Source organism: Streptomyces flavidovirens DSM 40150, assembly GCF_000429085.1.
Taxonomy (GTDB): Bacteria; Actinomycetota; Actinomycetes; order Streptomycetales; family Streptomycetaceae; genus Streptomyces; species Streptomyces flavidovirens.
Genome location: NZ_AUBE01000002.1, coordinates 216,127 through 240,321 on the forward strand (window position 1 = coordinate 216,127; position 24,195 = coordinate 240,321).

Below are 24,195 nucleotides of genomic sequence, written 5' to 3' on the forward strand. Positions count from 1 at the left end.
GAGGAACCATGACCGAGCCGGGCTGCCGCTGGCCGGTGCCGCCGCAGGACGGCTACACCGTGGACGACCTGTACACGCTGCCCGATCTCCCGCCGCACACCGAGCTGATCGACGGGAGCCTCGTCTTCGTCAGTCCGCAGCGACTTTTCCACAGCCGCATGATCGACCTGCTGATGAACGGTCTGCGCCACACCGTCGCCGAGGGACTGAAGATCGAGCGCGAGATGACCATTGTCCTGGACCGTCGCAACGGCCCCGAGCCCGACGTCTGCGTCGTCCGCGCCGAGGCGGTCACCGGTCTTGAGCAGACCCGCTTCCAGGCGGCCGACATCCTTCTCGCCATCGAGGTGGTCTCCCCGGACTCCGAGGCGCGCGACCGCGACACCAAGCCCCGCAAATACGCCGCGGCAGGCATCCCGAACTTCTGGCTGGTCGAGATGGCCGGAGCCGACCAGCACCCCGTTGTACGCGTCTACGAACTCGACCCGCTGTCCAAGACGTACGCCGTGTCCGGCATCCACCACGACCGGGTCAAGACCGGTGTCCCGTACACGATCGACATCGACATCACGCTGGACGCACTCCATCAGCTCTGAGCGGGTCGGCGGCTAGTTCGTAGAGCAGGCCGTACGCGGTTTCTACCAGGCGGCAGCGGCCGCCCCGGCGGGTGGCGACGGCGGCTACGGCGGTTTGGGTCGGCGGGTGGAAACCCAGGAAGGTCTGCTGGCCGAAGGTGGCTCCGCTGTGGAAGAGCAACGGGCCGTTCGGGGTCGGGTGGTGGTACCAGGTCAGCGTGTGGGTTTCGCGATGCCGCCAGCCGCAGCGCAGTTGCGGGATCTGGACGTCTCGCAGGGGCAGGGACAGCGGTGTGGCCTCGGGGGTCAGGTGCGCTTCCGCGTAGGTGAGCAGATCTCCGGGGGTGGAGTGCACCCCCGCGCAGCCGGTGAAGGCTCCCATGTCCATGGCGGGGGCCGGTGTGCGGCCGTCCCTGCGGTGGCCGACGGCGCCGGCGGTGGGGGCGGGGCCCGGAGTGGTGCCGGTCAGGCCCAGGGGGTGCAGCACACGGGTGGTGAGCAGCGTGGGGTAGTCGGTGCCCGAGGCTGTGGCCATCGCGGGGGCGAGCAGCGCGACGCCGAAGTTGGAGTAGTGCCAGCGGGTTCCGGGCCGGTGGCGGGGGCGGGTGCGGGCGAAGGTCCGCAGCAGGCGCTCGGTGTCGTATCGGGCGTAGCCGCTGGTGTACGGGTGCAGCAGGGCGCCGGGCACCAGGTCGGCCGGGATACGGGGCAGGCCAGCGGTATGGGTCGCCAGGTGGCGGAGGGTGATCCGCCGCGAGTCGGGGTGGGGCAGCGGCAGGGCCGGCAGGTGGGCGGCGAGCGGGTCGTCGAGGGACAGGACACCGGCGCGGGCCAGGTCGGCGAGGAGCAGGACGGTGAAGGTCTTGGTCAGTGAGCCGATCTCATAGCGCAGTTCGTCCCGTGGGGTGCGCGGTGGGGTCGTTGTGGGGGGTGTGCGGGTACCGGCGGTCATCATGGTCCGTCGGCCTCGGCGGGAGACCGCCAGCACCACGTCCGGCGCTTCGATCACGGCCAGCGCGTCCGCGACGCGGTTCGTGACACTGATCGGGAGGCGGTCATCCGCAGCGGTGGTGGCGGGCGTCCTCGCGTGGGTGCTCATGAGTGTCCCTCAGGCCGACTGCAGGGCACGGGAGGTGGCCATCGCGGAGGCGAACACCGCGATCAGCGTCGGGTGGTGGACGTCGTCGAAGACATCCGACGTGTCGCCCTCCGGCATGCCCCGCTGAGCGGGCATCGCCCCGGCGTCGGACTGTGCGGCGGCGTACCGCTCCCAGATCCGCGCGTCCAGCGTGGGGTGCGGCAAGCACGTGTCGACGACGAGGAGTTCGCCGAGCAGATCCCAGTTCTCGGCGTCCAGCCAGTCCTCCATCCAGGCGGGCAGGTACAGCGTGAGGTAGGAGGCGATTTCTGGAGGGATACGGTCCGGTGCCTCGCCCCAGTTGGTGAGGTGGAAGACGGTGTGCGTGATGTCGTACGCGATGTTGTATTGCACCGTCCACGGCTCGGGCAGCCGGCCCAGCCAGGTACGGCTCACTGCCCCGTCGAAGTCCTCGCTGGGCGCGAGGCCCGCTTTGCGCTCGGCGTTGAGCACGCCGAGTCGTCGGTTGGGCATCATCTCCAGCGTCTTCCACGTGGTGGTGCGCCGGCTGACTTCCACCGCCGCCTCCAGAGCGGGGGCGCGATAGCCCAGTTGGCGAAAGGTCGCGTAGACCTCCAGGGCCACGGGAGAGACCGGCTCGTCGCGCTGGAGCTCAGTCAGTACAGTGCCGCCGTCCAGCAGCTCGCGCCAGGCGAAGTCCAGCAGGCGGCTTGCGCGGGTGTGCTGGCGCGAGCCTGCCACGCCCTCCCGGAACAGCACCTGCATGATGAGCGCCAACTCCCCGATGGGCTTGAGCCGCTCGAAGACGGTGCCGCTGGCGCGCTCTTCGGCGGTCAGCCGGAAGAATTCACGGTGGTTGTCGAGCCAGGTCAGAGCCCGGTCACCGACAGCGTGCAGCAGCGCGGGGGGTGCGGCTGCGGCGACTGCGGCTGTTGTCATGAAGGCTCCTCCGATTTGTACCTGGTCCGCCCGGCCACCGCCTGCGCCTGCCCCGCCTCCGCCGCTGCCGACACCTCCAACCCGGTCCGGGCCAGCGTTCCCGCGAAGGCAGTCACCAGGGTGGAGTGGTAACAGGCCTTGAACACCTCGGCGGCGTCGCCCGATTCCGGCGCCGCACCCATTTCCGGCACGCTGCCGTCGGCCGCCTGTGCCTCGGCCAGCCGCTGCCAGGCCACCGGATCGTACGGAGCCGACGGCAGGCAGGCGGCCACGGCCAGCAGTTCGCCGACCAGGTCCCACAGTTGCTCCTCCAGCCAGCTGTCCAGCCAGGAGGGCAGCCACAGACGCAGGTAGTCGGCCAACGCCGCGGGCACCCGCCGGCGCTCGCGCCCCCAATCGGTGAGGTGAAAGACGTCATGGGTGATGCCGTACACCGCCATGCGGTCCAGCGCCCACGGCTCCGCCATGAGGCCCAGGCCGGTGAGGCCCAGCACGGTGTCGAAATCGGCGTGTTGGCGCAGACCTGTCCGCCGCTCAGCGTCGAGCACACTGAGCGTACGGGTGTGGTCCTCGCGGGCCACCCGCCAGCTGCGCAGCCCTGTGGTCGTCGGCAGTATCGCCTCCACGGCGGTGTTGCGCAGCCCCGCATACGCGAAGACGCCGTAGATCTCCAGCGGGTACGTCGCATGCGGCTCGCCGCGGACGAGTTCGGCGAACAGCTCGCCCTCCCGGGTCTCGTTCCAGGCGAAGGTGAACAGACCGTCCGCCGCCGCCCGGATGTCCGCGCGGGGGTGCGATGTGCGGATCAGGTGCGTCAGTTCGGCCAGTTCGCCGAGGGGCTTGAGGGTGAGGTTGGGATCGGCGCCCGTCGCCACGTCGGGAGGCAGCCGGAAATGCGGGCGCGCTCCGTCCAGCCAGCGCAGGCTGTCGCGGACCATACGGTCGAGCAGTGTCGCTGCGGCGGCGTGGGCGGCGCCGCGATCGGCTGTCGCTGTCACCGGTCAGCCGCCCCGGCCGTAGAACTGCCGGGCGGCCACGACGTGCAGCGCCACCCGGGCGTCGCCGTCGCTCATCTGCTGCACGAACACCAGCCCGCTGTCGAGGCCGAGAGTCGGCGGCACATGTGGCAGCCGGGCCAGCCAACGCCCGAGACCCGCCGCCTGGAGCCAGTCCCGGCGGCGTACCGCCCGGACGAATCCGCGAGCCAGGTCGTCGGTACGCGCCGCCAGCCCGTCGGCCAGGTCCGGTGCGAGGCCCGGGAACGCGAGCGCGGCCAGTTGCGAGGCCCGGAAGGCGAGCTTCGGCCACGGATCGGTGGTGATCCAGGCGGCTCCGGCGCGCGGCACCTGCGGCCAGGCACGGTCCGCGTCGCCGGGGTCACCGGGAAGAAGGGCGCGCGAGGCCTCGATCAGGCCCCGGTACGTCCACACCGACACCTCCGAGGCGTCAGGTCCGGGCGGGTAAGCGGCGAGTGCCTGCCGCACCACCGTCTCGTCGTCCGCGCCGGCGGGTGCGGATCGGTGATCCAGTGCGTACGGCGCGAGCACGTCGGCGCCCAGCACCCGGATCGCGGCCGGCGCCAGCGGGTCGTCCTGCGGGAGGACGCGGGAGAGCGCATAAGGGTCGCCCCCACCCCGAAGGGCGAGGACGACTCCCGTTGCGACGTCTGCGACCACGGCACTCAGTGGCATGGTTTCCTGCGCCGCTTTCTCGTCCAACGCCTGCCCCTTAACGGGTTTCCGTCTTTTTCGGGCGCGGCGTGGGCGGTGAAGCCAGCAGCGCGCCGAGAAGCAATGTCTTGGCTGCGCACTCGCGGGTGTCGTGGAAGACGCCCTCTGGCTCGGCTGGGTCCAGCAGGCTCTCGACCTCGTCGGTCAAGGTGCCCGACTCGACCAAAGTCCGGTCCTTAAGCATTGGACCATCTCCTTATTGCGGCTCGGCTGGTGTAACTAGGCTTACATGAGTCACAATTGGGTGCAAGTGGGGGATATCGGGCGCATGGATTCAGGGGGTTGCGCACACCCTGCGAGCCAAGCGAATACGCGGCGCGTAGGCCGCTGGCATATGCCAATCCCTTCAGGACCGGAGCCTCGCCCAGCGGACCTGAAAGTACGTCGACTCCCGTACGTCGACTCCCGCACATCGGCCTCGCAGCGCGGCGAGGCAGGTCTCTCGATGTCGAGATGCTTGACCTCAAGAGACTTCATGTCGACACACCAACTACACTGATCGTCATGGAGGACGAGGTCGACCGACTGGTCGCTGCATGGCGCCGCGAGCGCCCCGACCTCGACGTGGAACCACTCGAGGTCCTCAGCCGTGTCTCCAGGCTGGCCCGTCACCTCGACCGCGCCCGCCGCATAGCGTTCGCCGAGCACCAGCTCGAGCCATGGGAATTCGACGTACTGACCTCACTGCGACGGGCGGGCTCCCCCTACCAGCTCTCGCCGGGCCAGCTGCTGACCCAGACCCTGGTCACCTCCGGCACCATGACCAACCGCATCGACCGGCTCGCCAAGAAGGGCCTCGTCGAGCGGCTGCCCGATCCGAGCGACCGCCGCGGCGTGCTCGTACGGCTCACCGCCGAAGGGCGCGACCGGGCCGACCAGGCGCTCGCCGGGCTGCTCGCGCAGGAGCGGGCGATCCTCGGCGAGCTCTCACGCGCGCAGCGCGGCGAACTGGCCGGGCTGCTACGCCAGTTGACCGCCCCGTTCGACAACATCCCCGGCTAGCCCCAGGTCCGCCGGGCCGACTCCGGCGCGGCGCGCCAGCGCGACGGCGGCGAGCGTGGAGTGCACGCCGAGCTTGCCCAGCACGTTCTGCATGTGCGTGCGGACGGTGTGCGGGGAGAGGAACAGCCGCTCGGCGACGGCCTTGCGGCCCAGCCCCGCCACCATGCACCGCAGCACCTCGCGCTCGCGCGGAGTCAGCGACTCGACGAGCCGCTCGCTCTCGGTACGGTGCTTGCGGGCGGCCGTCAACTCCCGCAGTACGCCCGTCAGAAGCGCCGGTGGCAGGTGGGTCTCGTCGCGCAGTACGCCGCGGATGACGGTGAGCAGGCGTTGCAGCGAGCAGTCCTTGGCGACCCAGCCGGCGGCCCCGGCCTGGAGGGCGAGGGCGGCACGGCGCGGGTCGTCCTTCTCGGCCAGTACGACCGTCCGGACAGCGAGCTGTCCGGACCGGACGCCCGCCACCAGGGAGATGCCGTCCACCAGGCTGTCGTCGCCCGGCTCCGGCACGTGGACGGCGCGGGCGGGCTGCGCGGCGCAGGTGCCGAGGTCGGCGTCGACGAGCATCACGTCAAATCTGCGGCTTTCCGCCACCGCCCGCTCCAGCGTGCGCAGGGCGGCCGGGCCGCTGCCGGCCGCGGACACGTCGACGTCGGGCTCGGCGGCGAGGGCCGCGGCGAGCGACTCGGCGAAGATGCGGTGATCGTCCACCACCAGTACCCGGATACGAGCCACAGACACCCCCATGCCGCATCGTTCCGAAGTGTCCCCCGTGGACCCCCGGAGAGGCGGACCGTGTGCGGGTACGACGCCCGGAGGGACGGCACTTCAGGCGCGCACGGCCGCCGCCGTGACGCACTGACCACTGCCCACCCCGGACGACGTACCCGACTGCCTCGCCCCCTGATCAAGCACCGGCCCCCACCGGCGCTCTGCTTCAGCGTACGGCCGGGGGCGGGGAGCGGAAGGTAAATCACAGAACTGATGGGCGGCGGTGTTCAAGGTGTGTCTCCTGTTTCGTATGGAGACAGAAGTCGACAAAGAACGACACACTGTGCCGGGCGAACGAGCCCGAGCCGCACGGGGCGGGCTGGGGGAAGCCCCGGAAATCCCGCCTCACGCCACGCGGCGCGCTCCGCGGGACGGCACTGCCGGGAAGACGCGCGGTGGCGTCAGGCCGGTCGCCTCGAACGCCGCCCCGATCGACTTGGTGATCGTGTCCGACGCCGACGACTCGGCCAGGACGATCGCCGAGCCACCGAACCCGCCCCCCGTCATCCGCGCCCCCAGCGCCCCCGCCGCACCGGCGGACTCGACCACCAGGTCCAGCTCGGCGCACGAGACCCGCAGGTCGTCGCGGAGCGACGCGTGCCCCTCGGTCAGCAGCGGGCCCACCGCTCGCGGGGCGCCGGCGTCCAGGTGGGCGATCACCCGTTCCACCCGGTGGTTCTCGGTCACCACGTGGCGTACGTAGCGGCGTATCCGCTCGTCGCCCAGTGACGCCAGCGCCTCCGCCAGCCCCGCGTACGGCACATCACGCAACGCCGCCACCCCCAGCGCCCGGGCCCCCGCCTCGCACCCTTCGCGCCGTTCCGCGTACGCCCCGTCGCCCAGCGCGTGCTTGACGCGCGTGTCGACGACGAGGAGTTCGAGGCCGTGGGCGGCCAGGTCGAACGGGACCTGACGGCTCGTGAGGTCCCGCGTGTCCAGGTGCAGCGCGTGGCCCTCCGTACAGCAGGCCGACGCCGTCTGGTCCATGATCCCGCAGGGCACCCCGACGAAGGCGTTCTCGGCCCGCTGGGCGACGACCGCCAGTTCGGCGCCGGAAAGCCCGATTTCGTACAGGTCGTTCACAGCCAGCGCCGTGACCACCTCCAGCGCGGCGGACGACGAGAGCCCCGCCCCCGTCGGCACCGTCGACGTCAGGTGGATGTCCGCGCCGCCGACCGCGTGGCCCGCCTCCCGCAGCGCCCCCACCACACCGGCCGGATACGCCGCCCAGCTCCCGCCGGCGAGCGGCGGCGCCAGCTCGTCGGTGCGCAACTGGACGATGCCGCCGTCGACGTCCGCCGAGTGCAGCCGCAGCACGCCGTCGTCGCGGCGCCGGGCCGCCGCGACCGCCGTGTGGGGCAGCGCCAGCGGCATCACGAAGCCGTCGTTGAAGTCGGTGTACTCGCCGATGAGGTTGACCCGGCCGGGGGCGGCCCACACCCCGTCCGGCCCGGCGCCGTACAGCTCGGTGAACGCCCGCGCGACGGCGGCGGCGACTGCGTCGTCGGTCATACGTCCTGTTCCTCCCGGCGGGCGAACGCCCACGCGTCCGCGACGATGCCCGCGAGGTCGGCGCGGGACGGTTTCCAGCCGAGCTTCTCGCGCGCCGTGTCGGCGGACGCGACGAGCACCGCGGGGTCGCCGGCCCGGCGCGGCGCCGGGGTCTCCGGGATCGGGTGCCCCGTGACCTTCCGTACGGTCTCCACGACCTCGCGGACCGAGAAGCCGTTGCCGTTGCCGAGGTTGCAGATCAGGTGGTTTCCCGGCTCGGCGGCGTCCAGTGCCAGCAGGTGTGCCTCGGCCAGGTCGGCGACGTGGATGTAGTCGCGGACGCAGGTGCCGTCGGGCGTCGGGTAGTCGTCGCCGTACACCGCGATCGACTCGCGCCGGCCCTGCGCGACCTGGAGGACGAGCGGGATCAGGTGGGACTCGGGGTCGTGGCGCTCACCGCAGGTGCCGTAGGCGCCGGCGACGTTGAAGTAGCGCAGCGACACCGCCGCCAGGCCGTGCGCGGCGCTCTCGCCGCTGATCATGTGGTCGACGGCCAGCTTGGAGGCGCCGTACGGACTGGTCGGCGCGGTCGGCGCGCTCTCCGTGATGGGCGTGGAGACCGGCTCCCCGTACGTCGCCGCCGTCGAGGAGAAGACCAGCTTCCGCACGCCCGCGCCACGCATCGCGGCGAGCAGCGCCATGGTCCCGCCGACGTTGTTCGTCCAGTACTTCTCCGGGTCGGCGACGGACTCGCCGACCTGCGAGAACGCGGCGAAGTGCAGGACGCCGTCGTACGAGGGGTCCAGCCAGCGCGCGGCGTCCTGGACGCGGCCCTCGATGAACGCCGCGCCGGCCGGGACGCCCTCGCGGAAGCCGGTGGAGAGGTCGTCGAGGACGGTCACCTCGTGGCCGGCCTCCAGGAGATGGGCCGCGACCACGCTGCCGACGTACCCCGCACCGCCCGTGACCAAGTACTTGTGCTGACTCACTCGCTCGCTACCTCTCGCAGTCGCGCTGCCGCGGTCTCCGGCGGCACATCGTTGATGAACACATTCATGCCGGATTCGGAACCCGCGAGAAACTTCAGCTTGCCCGAAGTACGTCGGACGGTGAAAAGCTCGAGGTGCAGTGCGAACTCGGGTGCGAAGCCGGAGGTGCCGAACGGTGCCTGGTGCCATCCGGAGATGTACGGCGTCGGCGGCTCGCCGGGGCCGAAGATCCGGTCGAACCTGCGCAACAGTTCCAGATAGATCTGTGGGAACTCTGTGCGCGCGCCGTCGTCGAGTCCGCGCAGGTCGGGCACGCGCCGCTTCGGGTAGAGGTGCACCTCGTACGGCCAGTGCGCGGCGTACGGCACGAAGGCCACCCAGTGCTCGCCCTCCAGGACCACCCGCGTCCCCTCGGCGCGCTCCCGCGCCACGACGTCGTCGAAGAGGTTGCGGCCGGTCTCCGCGAGGTGCGCGGCCAGGGAACGCAGCATCAGGGCCGTGCGCGGGGTGACGAAGGGGTAGGCGTAGATCTGGCCGTGCGGGTGGCCGAGGGTGACGCCGATCTCCGCGCCCCGGTTCTCGAAGCAGAACACCTGCCGGACTCCGGGCAGCTCCGCCAGCTCGGCCGTCCTGTCGGTCCACGCCTCCAGTACGAGAGCGGCCTGCTCCTCGGTGAGGTCGGCGAAGGACGCGTCGTGGTCGGAGGTGAAGCAGACCACCTCGCAGCGCCCCGCGTCCCCGGCCAGCGACGGGAAGCGGTTCTCGAAGACCGCCACCTCGTACTCGGCGGCCGGGATCTCGCTCTGCCGGCCGTCGCGCGAGGGGCAGAGCGGGCACTCGTCGGCGGGCGGGTGGTAGGTGCGGCCCTGGCGGTGCGAGGCGATGGCGACAGAGTCTCCGAGGAGCGGGTCGCGGCGAATCTGCGAGGTGGTCGCGACCGGGTCGAGGGGCCGCGGATCAACGGCATCGCGCACGGCGTCGTCGCGGGAGTCGTAGTAGAGCAGCTCGCGACCGTCGGCCAGCCGAGTCGACGTCTTCTTCACACGCAGGCTCCTCATCACACCCACCACCGAACAACATAATTGAACACAATCAATCATGTCTCAACAGTGGGCGTCAATGGTGGTCCGTCTCCGCGCGGTCCAGCAGCCCCGTGCGTGCCGCGAGCGCCGCCGCCTCCAGGCGGGAGCCGACGCCCAGTTTCATCAGGACCCGCTGGACGTGCGTACGGGCGGTGCTCGGCGCGATGCCCATGCCGGCCGCGATCAGCCGCGTGTCCTCGCCGTCCGCGACCCGCATCAGGACCTCGGCCTCGCGCGGCGTCAGCATCTGGAGCAGCCGCTGGCCCTCGTCGTCGGGCTGCGCGGCGGGGTTGAGCAGCTCGGCGAAAGCGCCCTGCAACAGCTGCGGCGCCGCCGCCGTCTCCCCCGCGCGTGCCTTCACCATGGCGCGCTCGACACCTTCGATGCGCTCGTCGTGGCGTACGTAACCGGACGCCCCGGCGGCGAAGGCCGCGGCGATGCCGCGCGGGCTGGGCACCGGGCCGAGCACGAGGACGGCCACCTGCGGCCGTTCGCGCTTGATCCGGACGATTGGGTCGAACACCCCTGGTTCGGCGGGAGCCGCCGTACCGAAGAGACAGACCTCGGGGGCCCTGCTGACGACCAGTTCCGCCGCCCCCGAGGTCGGGGCGGCCGCGGCGAGCACCCGGTGCCCGCGCAACTTGAGTGCCGAGGCGAGCGCCTCGGCGAGCAGTCGGTGGTCGTCAACCACCATGAGCCGCACGCCCATAGAGAAACCCCCCATACCCCTGCCCCTGGAGCTGGCCCCCCGGCCCTCCTGCCCCGGCAAGCTACACGCTTGTTCGACGGTGCGCGCCCCTTACTGGTAAGAAGCCCCCCGGATTGTCGAATTCCTCGCGATTCAGGACTACTTGCCGGGCCGGATGTGACATGGGACGGCCCCGGCAGTGGAAACAAACCACTGCCGGGGCCGCTGTGACCTGTGGGTCAGTTGTGCCAGGCGCTTCAGCGGGCGCCGAAGCCGACCGCAAGGTACCGCTTGAAGCCGGCGCTCTGCGCGCTCATGAGGCGCGTCGCCATGAACAGGCGGCCGTCGGCGTACCGGAATTCGGCGGCGTCCACCGTGAAGCTCGTCGACACCTCGCGGACCGCCCGGTCGGCCGGGTTCTCCAGCAGCAGCGTCTCCTTCATGGAACTGCCGTTGAGGCTCACCACCTGGCCGCCCTTGTCGTACGGCGGGTACTTGTACGCGATGATGTTGCCGCCGTCCATGCGGATCGGGTGCATCGTGTAGCGGTCGCCCGCGTCGGCCCGGTCGCTGGTCAGCTTGCCGGTCGCGAGGTCGAAGGAGACGATCTCGTTCGTACGGCCGCCCTCGGTGCCGCCCTCGTGCTCCTCGGTCGGCAGGTAGATCCTGCCGTTGCCGACGACGACCTTGGTGCAGCCCTCGGTGTCCCGGCACCTCGGGGCGTACTTCTCGGCATCGGCCGGGATCCTGGCACGCAGCTTGCCGGTCTTCTCGTCGATCGAGAAGAAGTCGGACACGCCGCTGCCGTCACCGGCGGTGTCACCGACGTCGGCGGCGGCCACCAGCGGCTTGGTGGAGACGATGCTCGCCTGGTCCACACCGCTGGGCATCTTGTACTTGGCGAGCGGGGCGCCGGTCTTCGGGTTCAGGTACTCGATGGAGAGCTGGGGGGAGCTGACCGAACCGCAGCTGCGCACCGTGGCGAGTGCCTCGCCGCCCGCGTAGCCCACGTCGCGGCACTGTTCGGCGTTGGCCTTCGGCTGCCAGCGGACCTTGCCGGTGTTGACGTCGAAGGCCGCGCCGCCTCGGGTGCCGCCCGCGCCGACCGCGTCGCCGCCGATCGTGACCTCACCGAAGATGACCTTGTCGTCACCGTCCTTGACCGACTTCTGCCACACCAGCCTGCCCGCGTCGATGTCGATCACACCGACCTCGGTGCAGGGGGAATACGTGGCGCCCGCCGGCATCGGCCCGGCGAAGAGGATCGCGGTCTTGTTGTCCTTGGTGACGTGCGGCGTCGCCGCGCAGACCTCGCCCGGAAGCGGGATCGTCCACAGCTCCGTGCCCTTGTCCAGGTCACGGCCCACGACCTCGTTGAGGCCGCTCTTGACGTACGCCTTGTCGGTGATCCAGGAGCCGTTGACGCCGGCGACGGTTCCCGTCACCTCGGGGGCGGGCAGTTGGAAGAGCAACTTGGAGTTGGTGTTGGAGGGCTGCTCCTCCTTGCCCGCGCCGTCCGGGGCGGGCTTGGCGTCGTCGCCGCCTGCGCCGCCGGTCGAGCCCGCGGAGGAGTTCTGGGCCGGATCGTCCTTGCCGCTGTCACTGCCGGACACGTACCAGACGCCGGCACCGACGATGAGCGCCACGGCGACGACCGCCGCGATGACGACGGCCGTGGTGGTGTTGACCTTCTTGCCGCCGCCGCCCTGCGGGGGCATGCCCTGCGGGTAGCCGTACGGCGGCTGTTGCTGGCCGTACGGCTGCTGCTGCCCGTACGGATGGGGCTGGCCGGACTGGGCCGGGTAGCCGTAACCGGGCTGCTGGCCGGGCTGGGCGGGTGGCGCCGGGGGCGCCTGCGGGTAGCCGTAACCCGGCTGATCGGCGGGCGGGGGCGGAGTCGGGGCGCCGAAGCCGCCCGCGGGTGGGGTCGGCGGTGCGCCGAAGCCGCCCTGCGGGGGCTCGTTCGGCGGCGGGGGCGGTGGCTGCGTCATGGCGTGCGTACCTCTGGAGAAGGGGAGTCGAAGACGTGCGAGAAGACCCTGGGCTCAGTCACTGGCCCGCTCAGTCACTGGCCGTCACTTGCCGAAGACCATCATGGTCTTCGTCTCCTTCTCCTCCTCGTCGTTGGAGGCGCTGACGCGGGAGTTGACGATGAAGAGCCGGCTGTCCTCGTAGGCGATCTTCGTCGTGAAGAAGCCGTTCTCGATCTGGGCGGTCGACTGCGGGTTCTGGAGCAGCGTCTTGGGCTTGCCGCCCGACGAAGGGATGGTCGCGAGTGCGCCGCCCTTGTCGTACGACGCCGCCGTGTGGACCAGGACCTCTCCGCCCTCCATCTTCAGCGGCATCATGGCCCGCTCGCCCGCCGAACGCCACTTGGGCTTGCCGGTGTCGAGGTTGAAGGCGACGACCTCGTTGGTGCGCTGAAGGCCGCTCGTCTTCTCGGCGGTCGCCATGTAGAAGGTGTCCGCGTCGGCGGCGACGCCGGTGCAGCCTTCGAGGTTGCGGCCGAAGACGACGAAGCTGCCGCCGCACCGGGGCTGGAACTTGTCCTTGCCGCCGTCGATCTCCGAGCGCAGCTTGCCGCTGTCGGTCAGAGCGATGACGCTCCAGGTCTTCTTCTGGCGCTCCTGCACGGATACGACGAGCGGCGAGACGGAGTAGACCTTGTCGACCTGCCAGCCCTTGGCCAGCGGGTAGCTCCACTTGACCTTGCCGGTGGCCGGGTCGTGCTCCTGGATCCGCTCGTGGTTCCTGGCGGCCTCGCCGGTGGAGCAGGCGGCGGCGGAGATCAGCTTGGTGCTGCTGGTGAAGGCGTACGGCTGGCACTCACCGGGGAGCTTGCCCCACAGCTCCTTGCCGTCCGTCATGCTGAAGGCGGTGGAGTGGCCGGTGCGGCCGGCGGTGACGGTGTTGCCGCTGATCGCCAGCGTGATGTCGGAGAGGATGTCGAACGCCCCCGCCTTCTTCACCTCGGCCTGCCAGCCCGCCTTGCCGGTCTTGAGGTCGACCATCTGGAGCCGGCTGCACTTGGCCCGTTCGGTGGTGCCGCCCTTGACACCGATGACGATCTTGCCGTCCTCGGCGGCCTTGACGGGCGCCGCGCAGATCTCGGTGGCGAGCGGAAGGTTCCACTTCTCCTTGCCGTCGGTGGTGTCGTAGGCGGCGACCGTCTTGTACATCGCCTTGACGACGAGGCCGTCGGTGAACCACGGGCCGTACACGTCGGCGCCGTTGCGCGGCAGGTCCACGCTGTTCTTCTGGAGCCACAGGACCTTGGCCTCGCCCGCCTGGCGCCCCGCGTTGAGGTCGTCACCGGCGTCGCGGCCGCCGGCCGAGTCGTCACCGGTGTCGCCGGAGGGCAGACCACCCGGCTTGCCGTTCTCCTTGTTGCCGTTGGCGACGGGCTTCTCCTTGCCGCCGTCACCGCTGGTGGCGATGTAGTAGATGCCGCCGCCGACGACGAGGACCGCGGCGAGGGCCGCGCCGATGATGACGGCGGTCTTGCCCTTGAAGGGGCCACCGCTGCCGCCGGTGCCCGGTGCGGGCGCACCGGGGAAGCCGCCGTAAGGACCCGGCTGCTGCTGACCGTACGGACCGGGCTGCTGGCCGTACGGTCCGGGCTGCTGCTGGCCGTACGGGCCCGCCTGGCCCGGCTGCTGACCCGGCTGGCCCGGGTAGCCGTACCCCGGCTGCGGCGCCTGCTGCGGCGGCGCCTGCGGGTAGCCGTATCCGGGCTGCGCCGGGGGCTGCTGGGGCGGGGCCGGCGGGCCGGGCGGGGCAGGGGGCATCTGCGGTGGCTGGGCAGGCGGCTGGGGCGGCTGCTGCCGGGGGTCCTGGGGGGCTCCGAAGCCGCCCTGCGGCGGCTGGTTGGGCGGCTGAGACATCAGCGCTTACCTCTTCACACGAGACCGCCGCCCGTTCGGTCTCCCCCGCGATTCCGGCGGCGTAACTCCCCCAGAATGGAGCGAATCGGGCTTGAGCCCCGCAGGTCTACGTCAGTCGAGCGGGGCTTCTTTCTATCACTCGGCCCCCCTCGGACGAGGGCCCGGCCCCGCCCCTGTTCCCAAGGGAGGACCGGCCCGTGACGCGCTCGTTATTCGGCTTCGCCCAATCGCTACGCGTCCTCGGCGAGTTCCATCCAGCGCATCTCAAGTTCGTCGCGCCCGGCGACGAGTTCGCGCAACTCGGCGTCGAGCAGGGCCACCTTCTCGAAGTCCGTCGCGTTTTCCGCGATTTGGGCGTGCAGCTTGGTCTCCTTGTCAGAGAGCTTGCCGAGCTGTCGCTCGATCTTCTGCATTTCCTTCTGCGCGGCGCGGGCGTCGCCGGAGGCCTTCTTCTTCACGGGGGCGGCAGCGGCGGGCGCCGGGGTGGCGGCCTCGATCATCTGCTGCCTGCGCTCCAGGTACTCGTCGATACCGCGCGGCAGGTTGCGCAGCGTGCGGTCGCCGAGGAGGGCGTACACCTTGTCCGTGGTCCGCTCGATGAAGAACCGGTCGTGCGAGATGACGATCATCGAGCCCGGCCACCCGTCGAGCAGGTCCTCGAGCTGCGTCAGCGTCTCGATGTCGAGATCGTTGGTCGGCTCGTCCAGGAACAGCACGTTCGGCTCGTCCATCAGCAGCCGCAGGATCTGCAGCCGCCGCCGCTCGCCACCGGACAGGTCACCGACCGGCGTCCACTGCTTCTCCTTGGTGAACCCGAACTGCTCGCAGAGCTGGCCCGCCGTCATCTCGCGGCCCTTGCCGAGGTCCACCCGGTCCCGTACGCGCTGAACGGCTTCGAGCACCCGGAGCTTCGGGTCGAGCTCGCCGACCTCCTGCGAGAGGTACGCGAGCTTCACGGTCCTGCCCACGACGACCTTGCCGGCCACCGGCTGGGCGTCGCCCTGCGTACGCGCCGCGTCGGCCAGGGCGCGCAGCAGCGACGTCTTGCCCGCGCCGTTCACGCCGACGAGGCCGACGCGGTCGCCGGGCCCGAGCTGCCACGTCAGATGCTGGAGCAGCACCTTCGGCCCGGCCTGGACGGTGACATCTTCAAGATCGAAGACGGTCTTGCCGAGCCGCGAGTTGGCGAACTTCATCAGCTCGGACGTGTCGCGGGGCGGCGGTACGTCGGCGATCAGCTCGTTGGCCGCCTCAACGCGGAAGCGCGGCTTCGACGTACGGGCGGGGGCGCCGCGGCGCAGCCACGCCAGCTCCTTGCGGACCAGGTTCTGGCGCTTGGTCTCCTCGGTGGCGGCGATGCGCTCGCGCTCGGCGCGGGCGAAGACGTAGTCGGAGTAACCGCCCTCGTACTCGTGCACGGCGCCGCGCTGCACGTCCCACATGCGGGTGCAGACCTGGTCGAGGAACCAGCGGTCGTGGGTCACGCACACCAGCGCGGACCTGCGGTCCTGAAGGTGCTGGGCGAGCCAGGCGATGCCCTCGACGTCGAGGTGGTTGGTCGGCTCGTCGAGGACCAGCAGGTCCTGCTCCTCGATGAGGAGCTTGGCGAGCGCGATACGACGGCGCTCACCGCCCGACAGCGGCCCGATGACCGTTTCCAGGCCGTGCTCGAAGCCGGGCAGGCTGAGGCCGCCGAAGAGACCGTTCAGCACGTCGCGGATCTTGGCGGTGCCCGCCCACTCGTGGTCCGCGAGGTCGCCGATGATCTCCTGGCGGACGGTCGCGGCGGGGTCGAGCGAGTCGTGCTGCGTGAGTACGCCCAGACGCAGGCCGCCGTTGTGCGTGATGCGGCCGCCGTCGGCGTCCTCCAGCTTGGCGAGCATGCGGATGAGGGTCGTCTTGCCGTCGCCGTTACGGCCGACGACACCGATCCGGTCGCCCTCCGATACGCCGAGGGACACGCCGTCGAGCAGGGCACGGGTGCCGTACACCTTGCTGACTGCCTCGACATTGACCAGGTTGACGGCCATGGGTGCGCGCTCCAGGGACGGGAAAGGGACAGACGCTCAAGCGTAGTCGCCCACCGAACCCCTCCGACGACCACCCGGTCCCCGCCACCGGCGGGGGGCGTGGTGGCCGCGCGGTGGGCGCGGGGGCACCGCCCCGGTGGGCGCCGGGTCCCACCGCGGTGGGCGCCCGGATCCCACCCGCGTGGGCGCCCGGCCACCACCCCCGTGTGCGCGCGGCCACCGCCCCGGTGGGCGCCCCGGTCCCGCCCCCGTGGGCGCGCGGCCACCGCCCCCGTGGTGGCGCGGGTCCCGCCCCCGTGGGCGCGCGGGTCCCGCCTCGTGGGCGCGCATCCCGCCCCGTGGGCGCGCGGCGGCCGCCCCCGTGAACGCCGAGGTGCCGCACCGGTGGGCGCGGAGGTGCCGTCACCGGGTGCCGCCCCGGGCTCCGGTTCTCGGACGCCGGACGGGGTGAAAGTCAGCGGGTGAGCGGGGCGGGTCGGGGGCGGGCCGCCGTCTCCACCAGGAGCCAGCCCGCGAGGGCCATGAGGACCGCGACCGGAGCGCTGATCCGTACGGCGATGAGCAGGGCCGTACGGCCTTCGAGGAGGCCGGCGAAGCCGACCATCGACAGTCCCAGCACCCCGAGCAGGCACAGCGTGACGCCGGCCGCGGCAGCGGGGCCCGCCAGGCGACCGGGAGAGGCCGCCGGCAGACCACCGCCCCCCGCAGGCCGCTCGAAGGCCCGGAACGCCGCCACGCACAGCGCGGTCAGCGCCGCCGCCGCGGCGAACCGCAGCGGCACCTGCGCCCACCAGGCCCCGCTCGCCGGTGCGGGCAGCGGCAGGTCCAGGGCGAGCATCGCGCCGTACAGGCCGAGCATCGCCGTCAGGTGCCACAGGAACGCCGTCATCGCGACACCGTTCGCGGCGACGACGGTCCGCCAGACGCGTGGCCGTGCGACGAGGCGTGCGCCGGGAGCGCGCAGCAGCTCGACCGCGCCGGCCAGCCACAGGCCGTGGGCGAGGAGCGCGAGCGTGGGCGGGGCCATGTTGCTGACCTTCTCGCCGGGCATTCCCACCATGCTCAGCGGATACGGCCCGAAGGCGACCAGCGCGGCGGCAGCGGCCAACCCGGCGGCCGCGAGAACACCGGGCCTGCGGATGCGCCCGTCGGCGCGCAGGAAGCCCAGTTGGTGGACGGCGAGCCAGACGAAGGCGAAGTTGAGGAACTCGACGTACGGCACGCCGAACGCGAAGCGCAGCACGTCGACGCCCGCGGCGGCGAGGGCGAGCGCGGCGAAGGCGCCCCAGCCATACCGCTCGTGCAGCTTCAGCAGGGGCGGGGTGAAGGCCACCATCGCCAGGTAGATCCCGATGAACCAGAGCGGCTGAGCGACGAGGCGAAGAGCGACACCGGTCAGCCCCTGCTGACTGCCGAGGAGCTGCAGTACGAGCGCGGCGGCGCCCCAGACCAGCACGAACACCATGGTGGGCCGCAGCAGCCGCTGGAGACGGGCCCGTACGAACACGGAGTACACCGCCTCGTGCCTGCGACTCAGCGACCGATAGGACAGCGCGTGCGAGAACCCGCCGACGAAAAAGAACACAGGCATGACCTGCAACGCCCACGTGAGGATCTGAAGCCCCGGCACGACGGCGAGAAGATTGCCCACCCCGCCGTCGGCGGATACGGCGGCCATCAGCCAGTGCCCGGCGACGACGGTGCCGAGTGAGGCGACGCGCAGCAGGTCTACGTACCGGTCGCGCCCTGCGGGCGTCCGGTCGGCGAGCTCGCGAACACTGTTTCCCATGCGGGTACGCTCCCGCCCCCGCACAGCCTCCCGGCAGGGCGCCCGTACTCAGTTCCTTCTGAGTACAGCGCCCGTGCTCAGGCTCCGACGACCGTCGCACCCGTCGCCGGGGACTGGGCGACCCGCGCCGTACGGCAGGTGCCCGAAGCGATGAGGGCCGCCGCCACCGCCTCGGCCGCCTCCGCGTCCTTGGTCAGGAACGCCGTGGTCGGGCCCGACCCCGAGACCAGGCCCGCCAGCGCGCCCGCCTCCGTGCCCGCCGCAAGAGTGGCGGCCAGGGAGGGCCGCAGGGACAGGGCCGCGGGCTGGAGGTCGTTCACCAGGGCGCCCGCCAGCAGCGCCGCATCACCCGCACGCAGGGCGTCCAGCAGAACCGGGGAAGCCTCGGGGGCCGGAACGTCACTCCCCGCCGTCAGACGGTCGAACTCGCCGTACACCGCCGGTGTCGACAGCCCGCCGCCCGCCACGGCGAACACCCAGTGGAACGTCCCACTTACCTCAAGAGTCGTCAGCTTCTCGCCGCGCCCCGTACCCAGCGCCGCCCCGCCCACCAGACTGAACGGCACGTCACTACCCAATTCCGCACAAATACCCAACAATTCGGTCTGCGAGCACTCCGTACCCCACAGCCTGTCGCACGCCAGCAGCGCACCCGCGCCGTCCGCGCTGCCGCCCGCCATGCCACCCGCGACGGGGATGTCCTTCTCGATGTGGATGTGCACATCGGGCGACAGACCCCGGCGTTCGGCCAACGCGATCGCGGCCCGCGCCGCCAGGTTCGTACGGTCCAGGGGCACCTGCCCCGCGTCGGGCCCCGAGCAGGTGACCCGCAGGGAATCCGCCGGCGTGACCGTGACCTCGTCGTACAGGCCGACCGCCAGGAACACGTTCGCCAGGTCGTGGAAGCCGTCGGGCCGCGCCCCGCCCACCGCGAGCTGGACGTTGACCTTCGCCGGGACCCGGACGGTGACCGTCATGCCGCCACCCCCTTGTTCTCCGCGATACGGGCGAACTCCTCCACCGTCAGCGACTCGCCCCGCGCCTGGGGCGAAATCCCGGCCGCGACCAGCGCCGCCTCCGCCGCCGGGGCCGATCCCGCCCACCCCGCAAGCGCGGCCCGCAGCGTCTTGCGGCGCTGCGCGAACGCAGCGTCGACCACCGCGAAGACCTCCTCCTTCGAGGCAGAGGTCTTGACCGGCTCGGCCCGCCGCACGAGCGACACCAGCCCGGAGTCGACATTCGGCGCGGGCCAGAAGACGTTGCGCCCGATCGCCCCGGCCCGCTTGACGTCGGCGTACCAGCAGGCCTTGACCGACGGCACGCCGTACACCTTGTTGCCGGGCCGGGCCGCGAGCCGGTCAGCGACCTCGGCCTGGACCATGACGAGCGTCCGCTCGATGCTGGGGAAACGCTCCAGCATGGTGAGCAGTACCGGCACCGCGACGTTGTACGGAAGATTCGCGACCAGCGCGGTGGGCGGCGGTCCGGGAAGCTCGGTGACGTGCATCGCGTCCGAGTGCACCAAGGCGAAACGGTCGGCCCGCTCCGGCATCCGCGCCGCGATCGTCGCGGGCAGCGCGGCGGCGAGCACCTCATCGATCTCGACCGCCACCACCCGCTCGGCAGCCTCAAGCAGCGCGAGAGTCAGCGACCCCAGGCCGGGCCCGACCTCGACCACCACGTCATCGGCCCGCACACCGGCCGTCCGCACGATCCGCCGCACGGTATTGGCATCGATGACGAAGTTCTGACCGCGCTGCTTGGTCGGGCGTACGCCGAGCGCCGCCGCCAGCTCCCGGATGTCGGCGGGACCCAGCAGGTCATGCGGGGGAGGCGTCTCAGAAGGCTCAGTGCTGCTCACCGCTCAAGCGTAAAGGTCCCCGGCACCCGCCTGGCCCCCCGCCCGCCGCCGTTCAAGGACCCGAGGTGCCAGGAGGGGACGTGCCGGGGCGCTCCCCGCAGGGTGTCGAACACAGTTTGGGCATCGCGAAGCAACCCCCCGCCCGTTCGGCACCCGAGGAGACGCCCCGGCACGGCACCGACCCCGAAGCCACCGCTCCGCCGCCCGCGCCGTTCAAGGACCCGCGGCACCGACCCCGAAGCCACCGCTCCGCCGCCCGCGCCGTTCAAGGACCCGCGGCACCGACCCCGAAGCCACCGCTCCACCCCGGCCCCGGCGCACTCGCCTCAGCCCCGCAGCCTGTCGCCGCAGTGCGGCCAAGGGCTGGCCCCCCGCTGCACGTACAGCTTCTTCGCCCGGTACGTCTGCTCCTCGGCGCTCGCCTCCTGCGGCCGCCCGCTGCCGCCCAGCGACTGCCAGGTCCGCGTGTCGAACTGGTAGAGCCCGCCGTAGTTGCCCGTGGGGTCCACCGCGCCGGGCCGCCCCCCGGACTCGCACTGGGCGAGCCCGTTCCAGTTGAGCCCGTCGGCCCCGGCCACGAACGCCGGCTTCTCCTTCGTGCCGACCATCACCCGCCGCGCGACCGGCTCCCGCGCGATCTCCTCCGCGACCTTCCTCGGCTTCTGCCGCACCCCGTTGACCGTACGCACGAAGTACGTCACCCTCCTCGACCCGACCTCACCCGGCTGGACCACGACTTCGGTGCCCTTGAAGAGGGAAGCGTCCTCGGTCTTGATCACCTCGAAGGGGATCGGCTCCTCGCGCACTTCCTTCGCCCCCCTGATCCGCATCACGGTGACCCTCTGCCCGTCGCGCGGAAAGCTTTCGGCCGGCACCGAGGTGGTGTCCTGGCCGCGCAGGCTGATGCCGGCCTCCGCCAGCGCGGCCCCCACCGTCGCGGCGTTCGTACGGATGGTCCGCTCGCGCCCGTCCGCCATGAACGTCACGGTCCGCTCGGTGCGTACGTCCAGCGCCAGGCCCGCCCGCCCGATCGCCAGGGAGCGCGAGACGGAGAGGTACGCGCCCTCCGCGCGCACCCCGAGCTGGCGCAGTGCGCCCTCGACCGTACGGGCGGTGGTCCACACGCGGTGCCGCCGCCCGTCCAGGGTCAGCGTCAGGGGGCGGCCGTACCGGACGACGACTTCGTCACCGCTGGCCAGCTCCGTGCCGGGGGCCGGCGCGACGAGGTCGTGCGCCCCCACCTCCACCCCCTGGTCCTCCAGCAGCTCGGTGACGTCGTCGGCGAAGGTGTGCATCGTGCGCGGTACGCCGTCGACGCTGAGCTTGACCGCCTTGTCGCTGGCGACGAACGCCGAGGTGCCACCGGCCAGGAACGCGACGACCAGCGCCCGGGGCACGAGCCGGCGCAGCGCCTCGGGCCGCCCGGCCTCCTTGCGGTGCCGGGCGGCCCGGCGGGCCGCCGCCCTGCCACCGTGCCCGCCGCCGCGCGCGTCACCCCGCGCGCCACCCCCCACCGTGTCCGCCGCCGCGACCGCACCGGGGTTCTGGTGCGGCAGCCGCGGCTGCTGGAGCTCGTACGACGGCGCATAGGTGTCGGCGTACGCCGCGACCTCCACGTACTCCACCGTGTGGCGGCCACTGCCGCGACGCGCCGCCCGGTGACTGCCCTGCGAATTGCCCACGACGCTCCAGAAGTCCGGTCCGCCCACCGATGACGCTGCGGGCCGGGACACTAGCGGAGCGGCCGTCACTCTCCAAAGCAACACGACTACACAGCGTCGTAGTCGGTTGCCTCAACCGCCGTCAGTAGTCGAACGCGCGTGCCGTGTTCGCGGCCAGCGCTGTCGCCAGGACGTCCTCCTCGATGCCCCTGACCGCCGCCATCGCGCGCACGGTGACCGGGATGAGATAGGGCGCGTTGGGCCGTCCGCGGTACGGCGCCGGCGTCAGGAAGGGCGCGTCCGTCTCCACGAGCACCAGTTCCAGCGGCGCGACGGCGAGCGCGTCCCGCAGCGGCTGGGCGTTCTTGAAGGTCACGTTTCCGGCGAAGGACATGAAGTAGCCCTTGCGCCCGCAGATTTCGGCCATCGCGGCGTCACCCGAGTAGCAGTGGAAGACGGTGCACTCGGGCGCGCCCTCCTCGTCGAGGACCCGCAGTACGTCCTCGTGCGCGTCGCGGTCGTGGATGACGAGCGCCTTGCCGTGCCGCTTGGCGATCTCGATGTGGGCCCGGAAGGACCGCTCCTGGGCGGCCATGCCCTCGGGGCCGGTACGGAAGTAGTCGAGACCGGTCTCGCCCACCCCCCGTACGTACGGCAGGGAAGCCAGCCGGTCGATCTCGGTGAGCGCGTCGTCCAGGGCGCCGTCCCCGCCCCCTGGCCGTGCGCCCTGGCGCGACCAGCCGTCGGGGTCTCCCAGGACGATGCGGGGGGCTTCGTTGGGGTGCAGGGCCACGGTGGCGTGCACGTTCTCGTACGCCGCCGCTGTCTCGGCCGCCCACCGCGAGCCCTTCACGTCGCAGCCCACCTGGACGACGGTCGTGACACCGACCGCGGCGGCCTTCGTCAGGGCCTCCTCGACGGTGCCGTCCTGCATGTCCAGGTGGGTGTGTGAATCGGCTACCTCTCCCCGGAGAGGCTCGGGCAGCGGCGGAGGTGCGTCCTTGGGGCTCATGGTCACGATCGTACGAAAGCCGCCGTACGAAAGCCGTACGGAGGTCGCGCCCCCGTACGGAGGTCCCCCCTGTACGGAGGTCGCGCCCCCGTGCGTGCGAGCCGGCGCGGCGGCGTCTACTTCCGGCGCTTCAGGGGATGCAGCAGATCGGACAGGTGCCACTCGTGCTTCACCCGCACCGGGCCGGGTGCGTCCTCAAGGGCCGGCCCGGCGATGCCCACGACCGGTCCGCCCATGGGGGCGTCCACCACGGCCGCCCGCAGCATCTCCCTGATCGACGAGACCTGGCCCGCCTTCATGATCCGTACGACATGTCCGCCGCAGTTGATACAGGTGGGGCGGGACAGCGGCGAGGGAACGCGCTCGCCGTCAGCCGTGTAGGTCACGAACGCGTGGCCGTTGCCGTCGACGTGGTGATGTATCTCGAAGGACTGCTCCCACCCGTGCCCACACCTCATGCAGGCGAAGGCGTAGGCCTCGTGAACGGTGGTTCCTGCGCCGGCGGTGTCTGCGATCTCGCTCATGCCAGCTCCTTTCCACTGGTCCAGTGGACGCCTGTTCAGGCGGGAGCGCATCGGTCTCTGTCAATACATGGACCGGTCTTAGCCTTTCCATGGAAAAAAGGCCCGGTGCGCGGTCTGTCCTTTAGCCGTCTTTAGGTCCGGCTTTAGCTATTCACGATAGTCCTTTGCCGTCCGCGGAGCCTGTCCGTGCCGCATTCTTTGCCGCGACAACGGCATCGAACACCTCGCGCTTGGGCAGTCCCGCCTCGGCGGCGACCGCCGCGATGGCCTCCTTGCGCCGCTCCCCCGCCTCCTCGCGCACCCGCACCCTGCGCACCAGCTCCGCCGGATCGAGCTCCTGGGCGACGTCGGGGGCACCTTCCACCACGACGGTGATCTCTCCCCGCACCCCCTCGGCCGCCCACTCGGCGAGCGCTTTCAGCGGGCCGCGCTTCACTTCCTCGTACGTCTTGGTCAGCTCGCGGCACACGGCGGCCCGGCGCTCGTCGCCGAAGACCTCGGCCATCGCGGCGAGGGTGTCGTCGAGCCGGTGCGGGGCCTCGAAGAACACCATCGTGCGCCGCTCACCGGCGACCTCGCGCAGCTTGCCGAGGCGCTCGCCGCCCTTGCGCGGCAGGAAGCCCTCGAAGCAGAAACGGTCGACGGGCAGCCCGGACAGGGCGAGGGCGGTGAGCACGGCCGACGGGCCGGGCACCGCCGTGACCTTGATGTCCTTCTCGACGGCGGCGGCGACCAGCCGGTAGCCGGGGTCCGAGACGGACGGCATGCCGGCGTCGGTGACGAGCAGCACCCGCTTCCCGTCCTCCAGCGCCTCGACGAGTTCGGGCGTACGGGCGCTCTCGTTGCCCTCGAAGTACGACACGACACGCCCCGTCGTCTGCACCCCGAGCGCCTGCGTCAGGCGGCGCAGCCGCCGGGTGTCCTCGGCTGCCACGACGTCGGCCGTCGCGAGTTCGGCGGCGAGGCGGGGCGGCGCGTCGGCGACGTCGCCGATGGGGGTCCCGGCGAGTACAAGCGTTCCAGTCGTTCCAGTCGTTCCAGTCACATGAGCCATCCTCGCAGGGCGCGCAC

The 24,195-nt window shown here is 71.5% G+C and carries 22 protein-coding genes; 2 read left to right on the forward strand and 20 right to left on the reverse strand.

Features of this window, described 5'->3' with window-relative positions; genetic code table 11:
* Positions 1-8: 8 nt before the first annotated feature.
* Positions 9-596 (forward strand): Uma2 family endonuclease, encoded by a 588-nt coding sequence (locus tag G412_RS0103690; RefSeq protein ID WP_037647587.1) that lies wholly within the window; start codon positions 9-11, stop codon positions 594-596.
* Here the strand turns inward: G412_RS0103690 and G412_RS0103695 are convergent.
* From G412_RS0103695 to G412_RS0103715, 5 genes are read right to left on the reverse strand one after another with little or no spacing between them, the layout of a single operon-like run.
* Complete coding sequence (locus G412_RS0103695; RefSeq protein ID WP_051338112.1) at positions 568-1,674, reverse strand: serine hydrolase domain-containing protein; 1,107 nt, start codon at positions 1,672-1,674, stop codon at positions 568-570. The genes G412_RS0103690 and G412_RS0103695 overlap by 29 nt on opposite strands.
* 9 nt (positions 1,675-1,683) lie before the next feature.
* Positions 1,684-2,613 (reverse strand): DUF6895 family protein, encoded by a 930-nt coding sequence (locus tag G412_RS0103700; protein WP_028810882.1) that lies wholly within the window; start codon positions 2,611-2,613, stop codon positions 1,684-1,686.
* Positions 2,610-3,611 (reverse strand): DUF6895 family protein, encoded by a 1,002-nt coding sequence (locus G412_RS0103705; protein WP_341860523.1) that lies wholly within the window; start codon positions 3,609-3,611, stop codon positions 2,610-2,612. The genes G412_RS0103700 and G412_RS0103705 overlap by 4 nt, the downstream gene beginning before the upstream one ends.
* Before the next feature lie 3 nt (positions 3,612-3,614).
* Positions 3,615-4,304, reverse strand: a complete 690-nt coding sequence (locus G412_RS0103710) for a hypothetical protein (protein ID WP_244282840.1) — start codon at positions 4,302-4,304, stop codon at positions 3,615-3,617.
* 37 nt (positions 4,305-4,341) lie between these two features.
* Positions 4,342-4,527: a hypothetical protein gene (locus tag G412_RS0103715; protein WP_028810885.1), complete on the reverse strand. Its 186-nt coding sequence runs from the start codon at positions 4,525-4,527 to the stop codon at positions 4,342-4,344.
* A 320-nt stretch (positions 4,528-4,847) separates the two neighbouring features.
* Here G412_RS0103715 and tamR point away from each other — a divergent pair, with 320 nt between their 5' ends.
* Entirely contained in the window at positions 4,848-5,345 is a 498-nt protein-coding gene (gene tamR, locus G412_RS0103720) for a MarR family transcriptional regulator TamR (RefSeq protein WP_028810886.1), read from the forward strand.
* Here tamR and G412_RS0103725 read toward each other — a convergent pair.
* The 15 genes from G412_RS0103725 to rsmI all read right to left on the reverse strand — a co-directional run bounded on the left by G412_RS0103725 (position 5,304) and on the right by rsmI (position 24,169).
* Positions 5,304-6,077 (reverse strand): response regulator transcription factor, encoded by a 774-nt coding sequence (locus G412_RS0103725; RefSeq protein WP_028810887.1) that lies wholly within the window; start codon positions 6,075-6,077, stop codon positions 5,304-5,306. The two genes, tamR and G412_RS0103725, sit on opposite strands and share 42 nt — an antisense overlap.
* Positions 6,078-6,458: 381 nt before the next feature.
* Positions 6,459-7,625 (reverse strand): galactokinase, encoded by a 1,167-nt coding sequence (gene galK, locus G412_RS0103730; protein WP_028810888.1) that lies wholly within the window; start codon positions 7,623-7,625, stop codon positions 6,459-6,461.
* Positions 7,622-8,593: a UDP-glucose 4-epimerase GalE gene (galE, locus tag G412_RS0103735; protein WP_028810889.1), complete on the reverse strand. Its 972-nt coding sequence runs from the start codon at positions 8,591-8,593 to the stop codon at positions 7,622-7,624. The genes galK and galE overlap by 4 nt, the downstream gene beginning before the upstream one ends.
* A complete protein-coding gene (gene galT / locus G412_RS0103740; protein ID WP_028810890.1) occupies positions 8,590-9,636 on the reverse strand; it encodes a galactose-1-phosphate uridylyltransferase in 1,047 nt (348 codons plus the stop codon). Before galT ends, galE begins: the two co-directional genes overlap by 4 nt.
* Before the next feature lie 73 nt (positions 9,637-9,709).
* Positions 9,710-10,384, reverse strand: coding sequence for a response regulator transcription factor (locus G412_RS0103745; protein WP_028810891.1), 675 nt, complete (start codon positions 10,382-10,384; stop codon positions 9,710-9,712).
* A gap of 236 nt (positions 10,385-10,620) precedes the next feature.
* Positions 10,621-12,354, reverse strand: coding sequence for an outer membrane protein assembly factor BamB family protein (locus tag G412_RS0103750; RefSeq protein WP_028810892.1), 1,734 nt, complete (start codon positions 12,352-12,354; stop codon positions 10,621-10,623).
* 84 nt (positions 12,355-12,438) lie between these two features.
* Positions 12,439-14,247, reverse strand: coding sequence for an outer membrane protein assembly factor BamB family protein (locus G412_RS0103755; protein ID WP_028810893.1), 1,809 nt, complete (start codon positions 14,245-14,247; stop codon positions 12,439-12,441).
* 230 nt (positions 14,248-14,477) lie between these two features.
* Positions 14,478-16,277 (reverse strand): ABC-F family ATP-binding cassette domain-containing protein, encoded by a 1,800-nt coding sequence (locus G412_RS0103760; protein WP_028810894.1) that lies wholly within the window; start codon positions 16,275-16,277, stop codon positions 14,478-14,480.
* Between the two features lie 454 nt (positions 16,278-16,731).
* Positions 16,732-18,066: an acyltransferase family protein gene (locus tag G412_RS0103765; protein WP_028810895.1), complete on the reverse strand. Its 1,335-nt coding sequence runs from the start codon at positions 18,064-18,066 to the stop codon at positions 16,732-16,734.
* 77 nt (positions 18,067-18,143) lie between these two features.
* Positions 18,144-19,043, reverse strand: a complete 900-nt coding sequence (locus tag G412_RS0103770) for a 4-(cytidine 5'-diphospho)-2-C-methyl-D-erythritol kinase (RefSeq protein WP_028810896.1) — start codon at positions 19,041-19,043, stop codon at positions 18,144-18,146.
* The gene (gene rsmA / locus G412_RS0103775; protein ID WP_028810897.1) at positions 19,040-19,927 is read right to left on the reverse strand and encodes a 16S rRNA (adenine(1518)-N(6)/adenine(1519)-N(6))-dimethyltransferase RsmA; all 888 of its coding nucleotides are present in this window, start codon (positions 19,925-19,927) and stop codon (positions 19,040-19,042) included. Before rsmA ends, G412_RS0103770 begins: the two co-directional genes overlap by 4 nt.
* A gap of 326 nt (positions 19,928-20,253) precedes the next feature.
* Positions 20,254-21,609 carry a resuscitation-promoting factor gene (locus G412_RS33180; protein ID WP_051338113.1) on the reverse strand — a complete coding sequence of 452 codons (1,356 nt, stop codon included), beginning with the start codon at positions 21,607-21,609 and terminating at the stop codon, positions 20,254-20,256.
* Positions 21,610-21,730: 121 nt separating this feature from the next.
* Positions 21,731-22,600: a TatD family hydrolase gene (locus G412_RS0103785; protein ID WP_037647589.1), complete on the reverse strand. Its 870-nt coding sequence runs from the start codon at positions 22,598-22,600 to the stop codon at positions 21,731-21,733.
* Positions 22,601-22,716: 116 nt separating this feature from the next.
* Complete coding sequence (locus G412_RS0103790) at positions 22,717-23,124, reverse strand: hypothetical protein (RefSeq protein ID WP_037647590.1); 408 nt, start codon at positions 23,122-23,124, stop codon at positions 22,717-22,719.
* Positions 23,125-23,275: 151 nt separating this feature from the next.
* Positions 23,276-24,169: a 16S rRNA (cytidine(1402)-2'-O)-methyltransferase gene (gene rsmI / locus G412_RS0103795; RefSeq protein WP_028810900.1), complete on the reverse strand. Its 894-nt coding sequence runs from the start codon at positions 24,167-24,169 to the stop codon at positions 23,276-23,278.
* Positions 24,170-24,195: the final 26 nt, after the last annotated feature.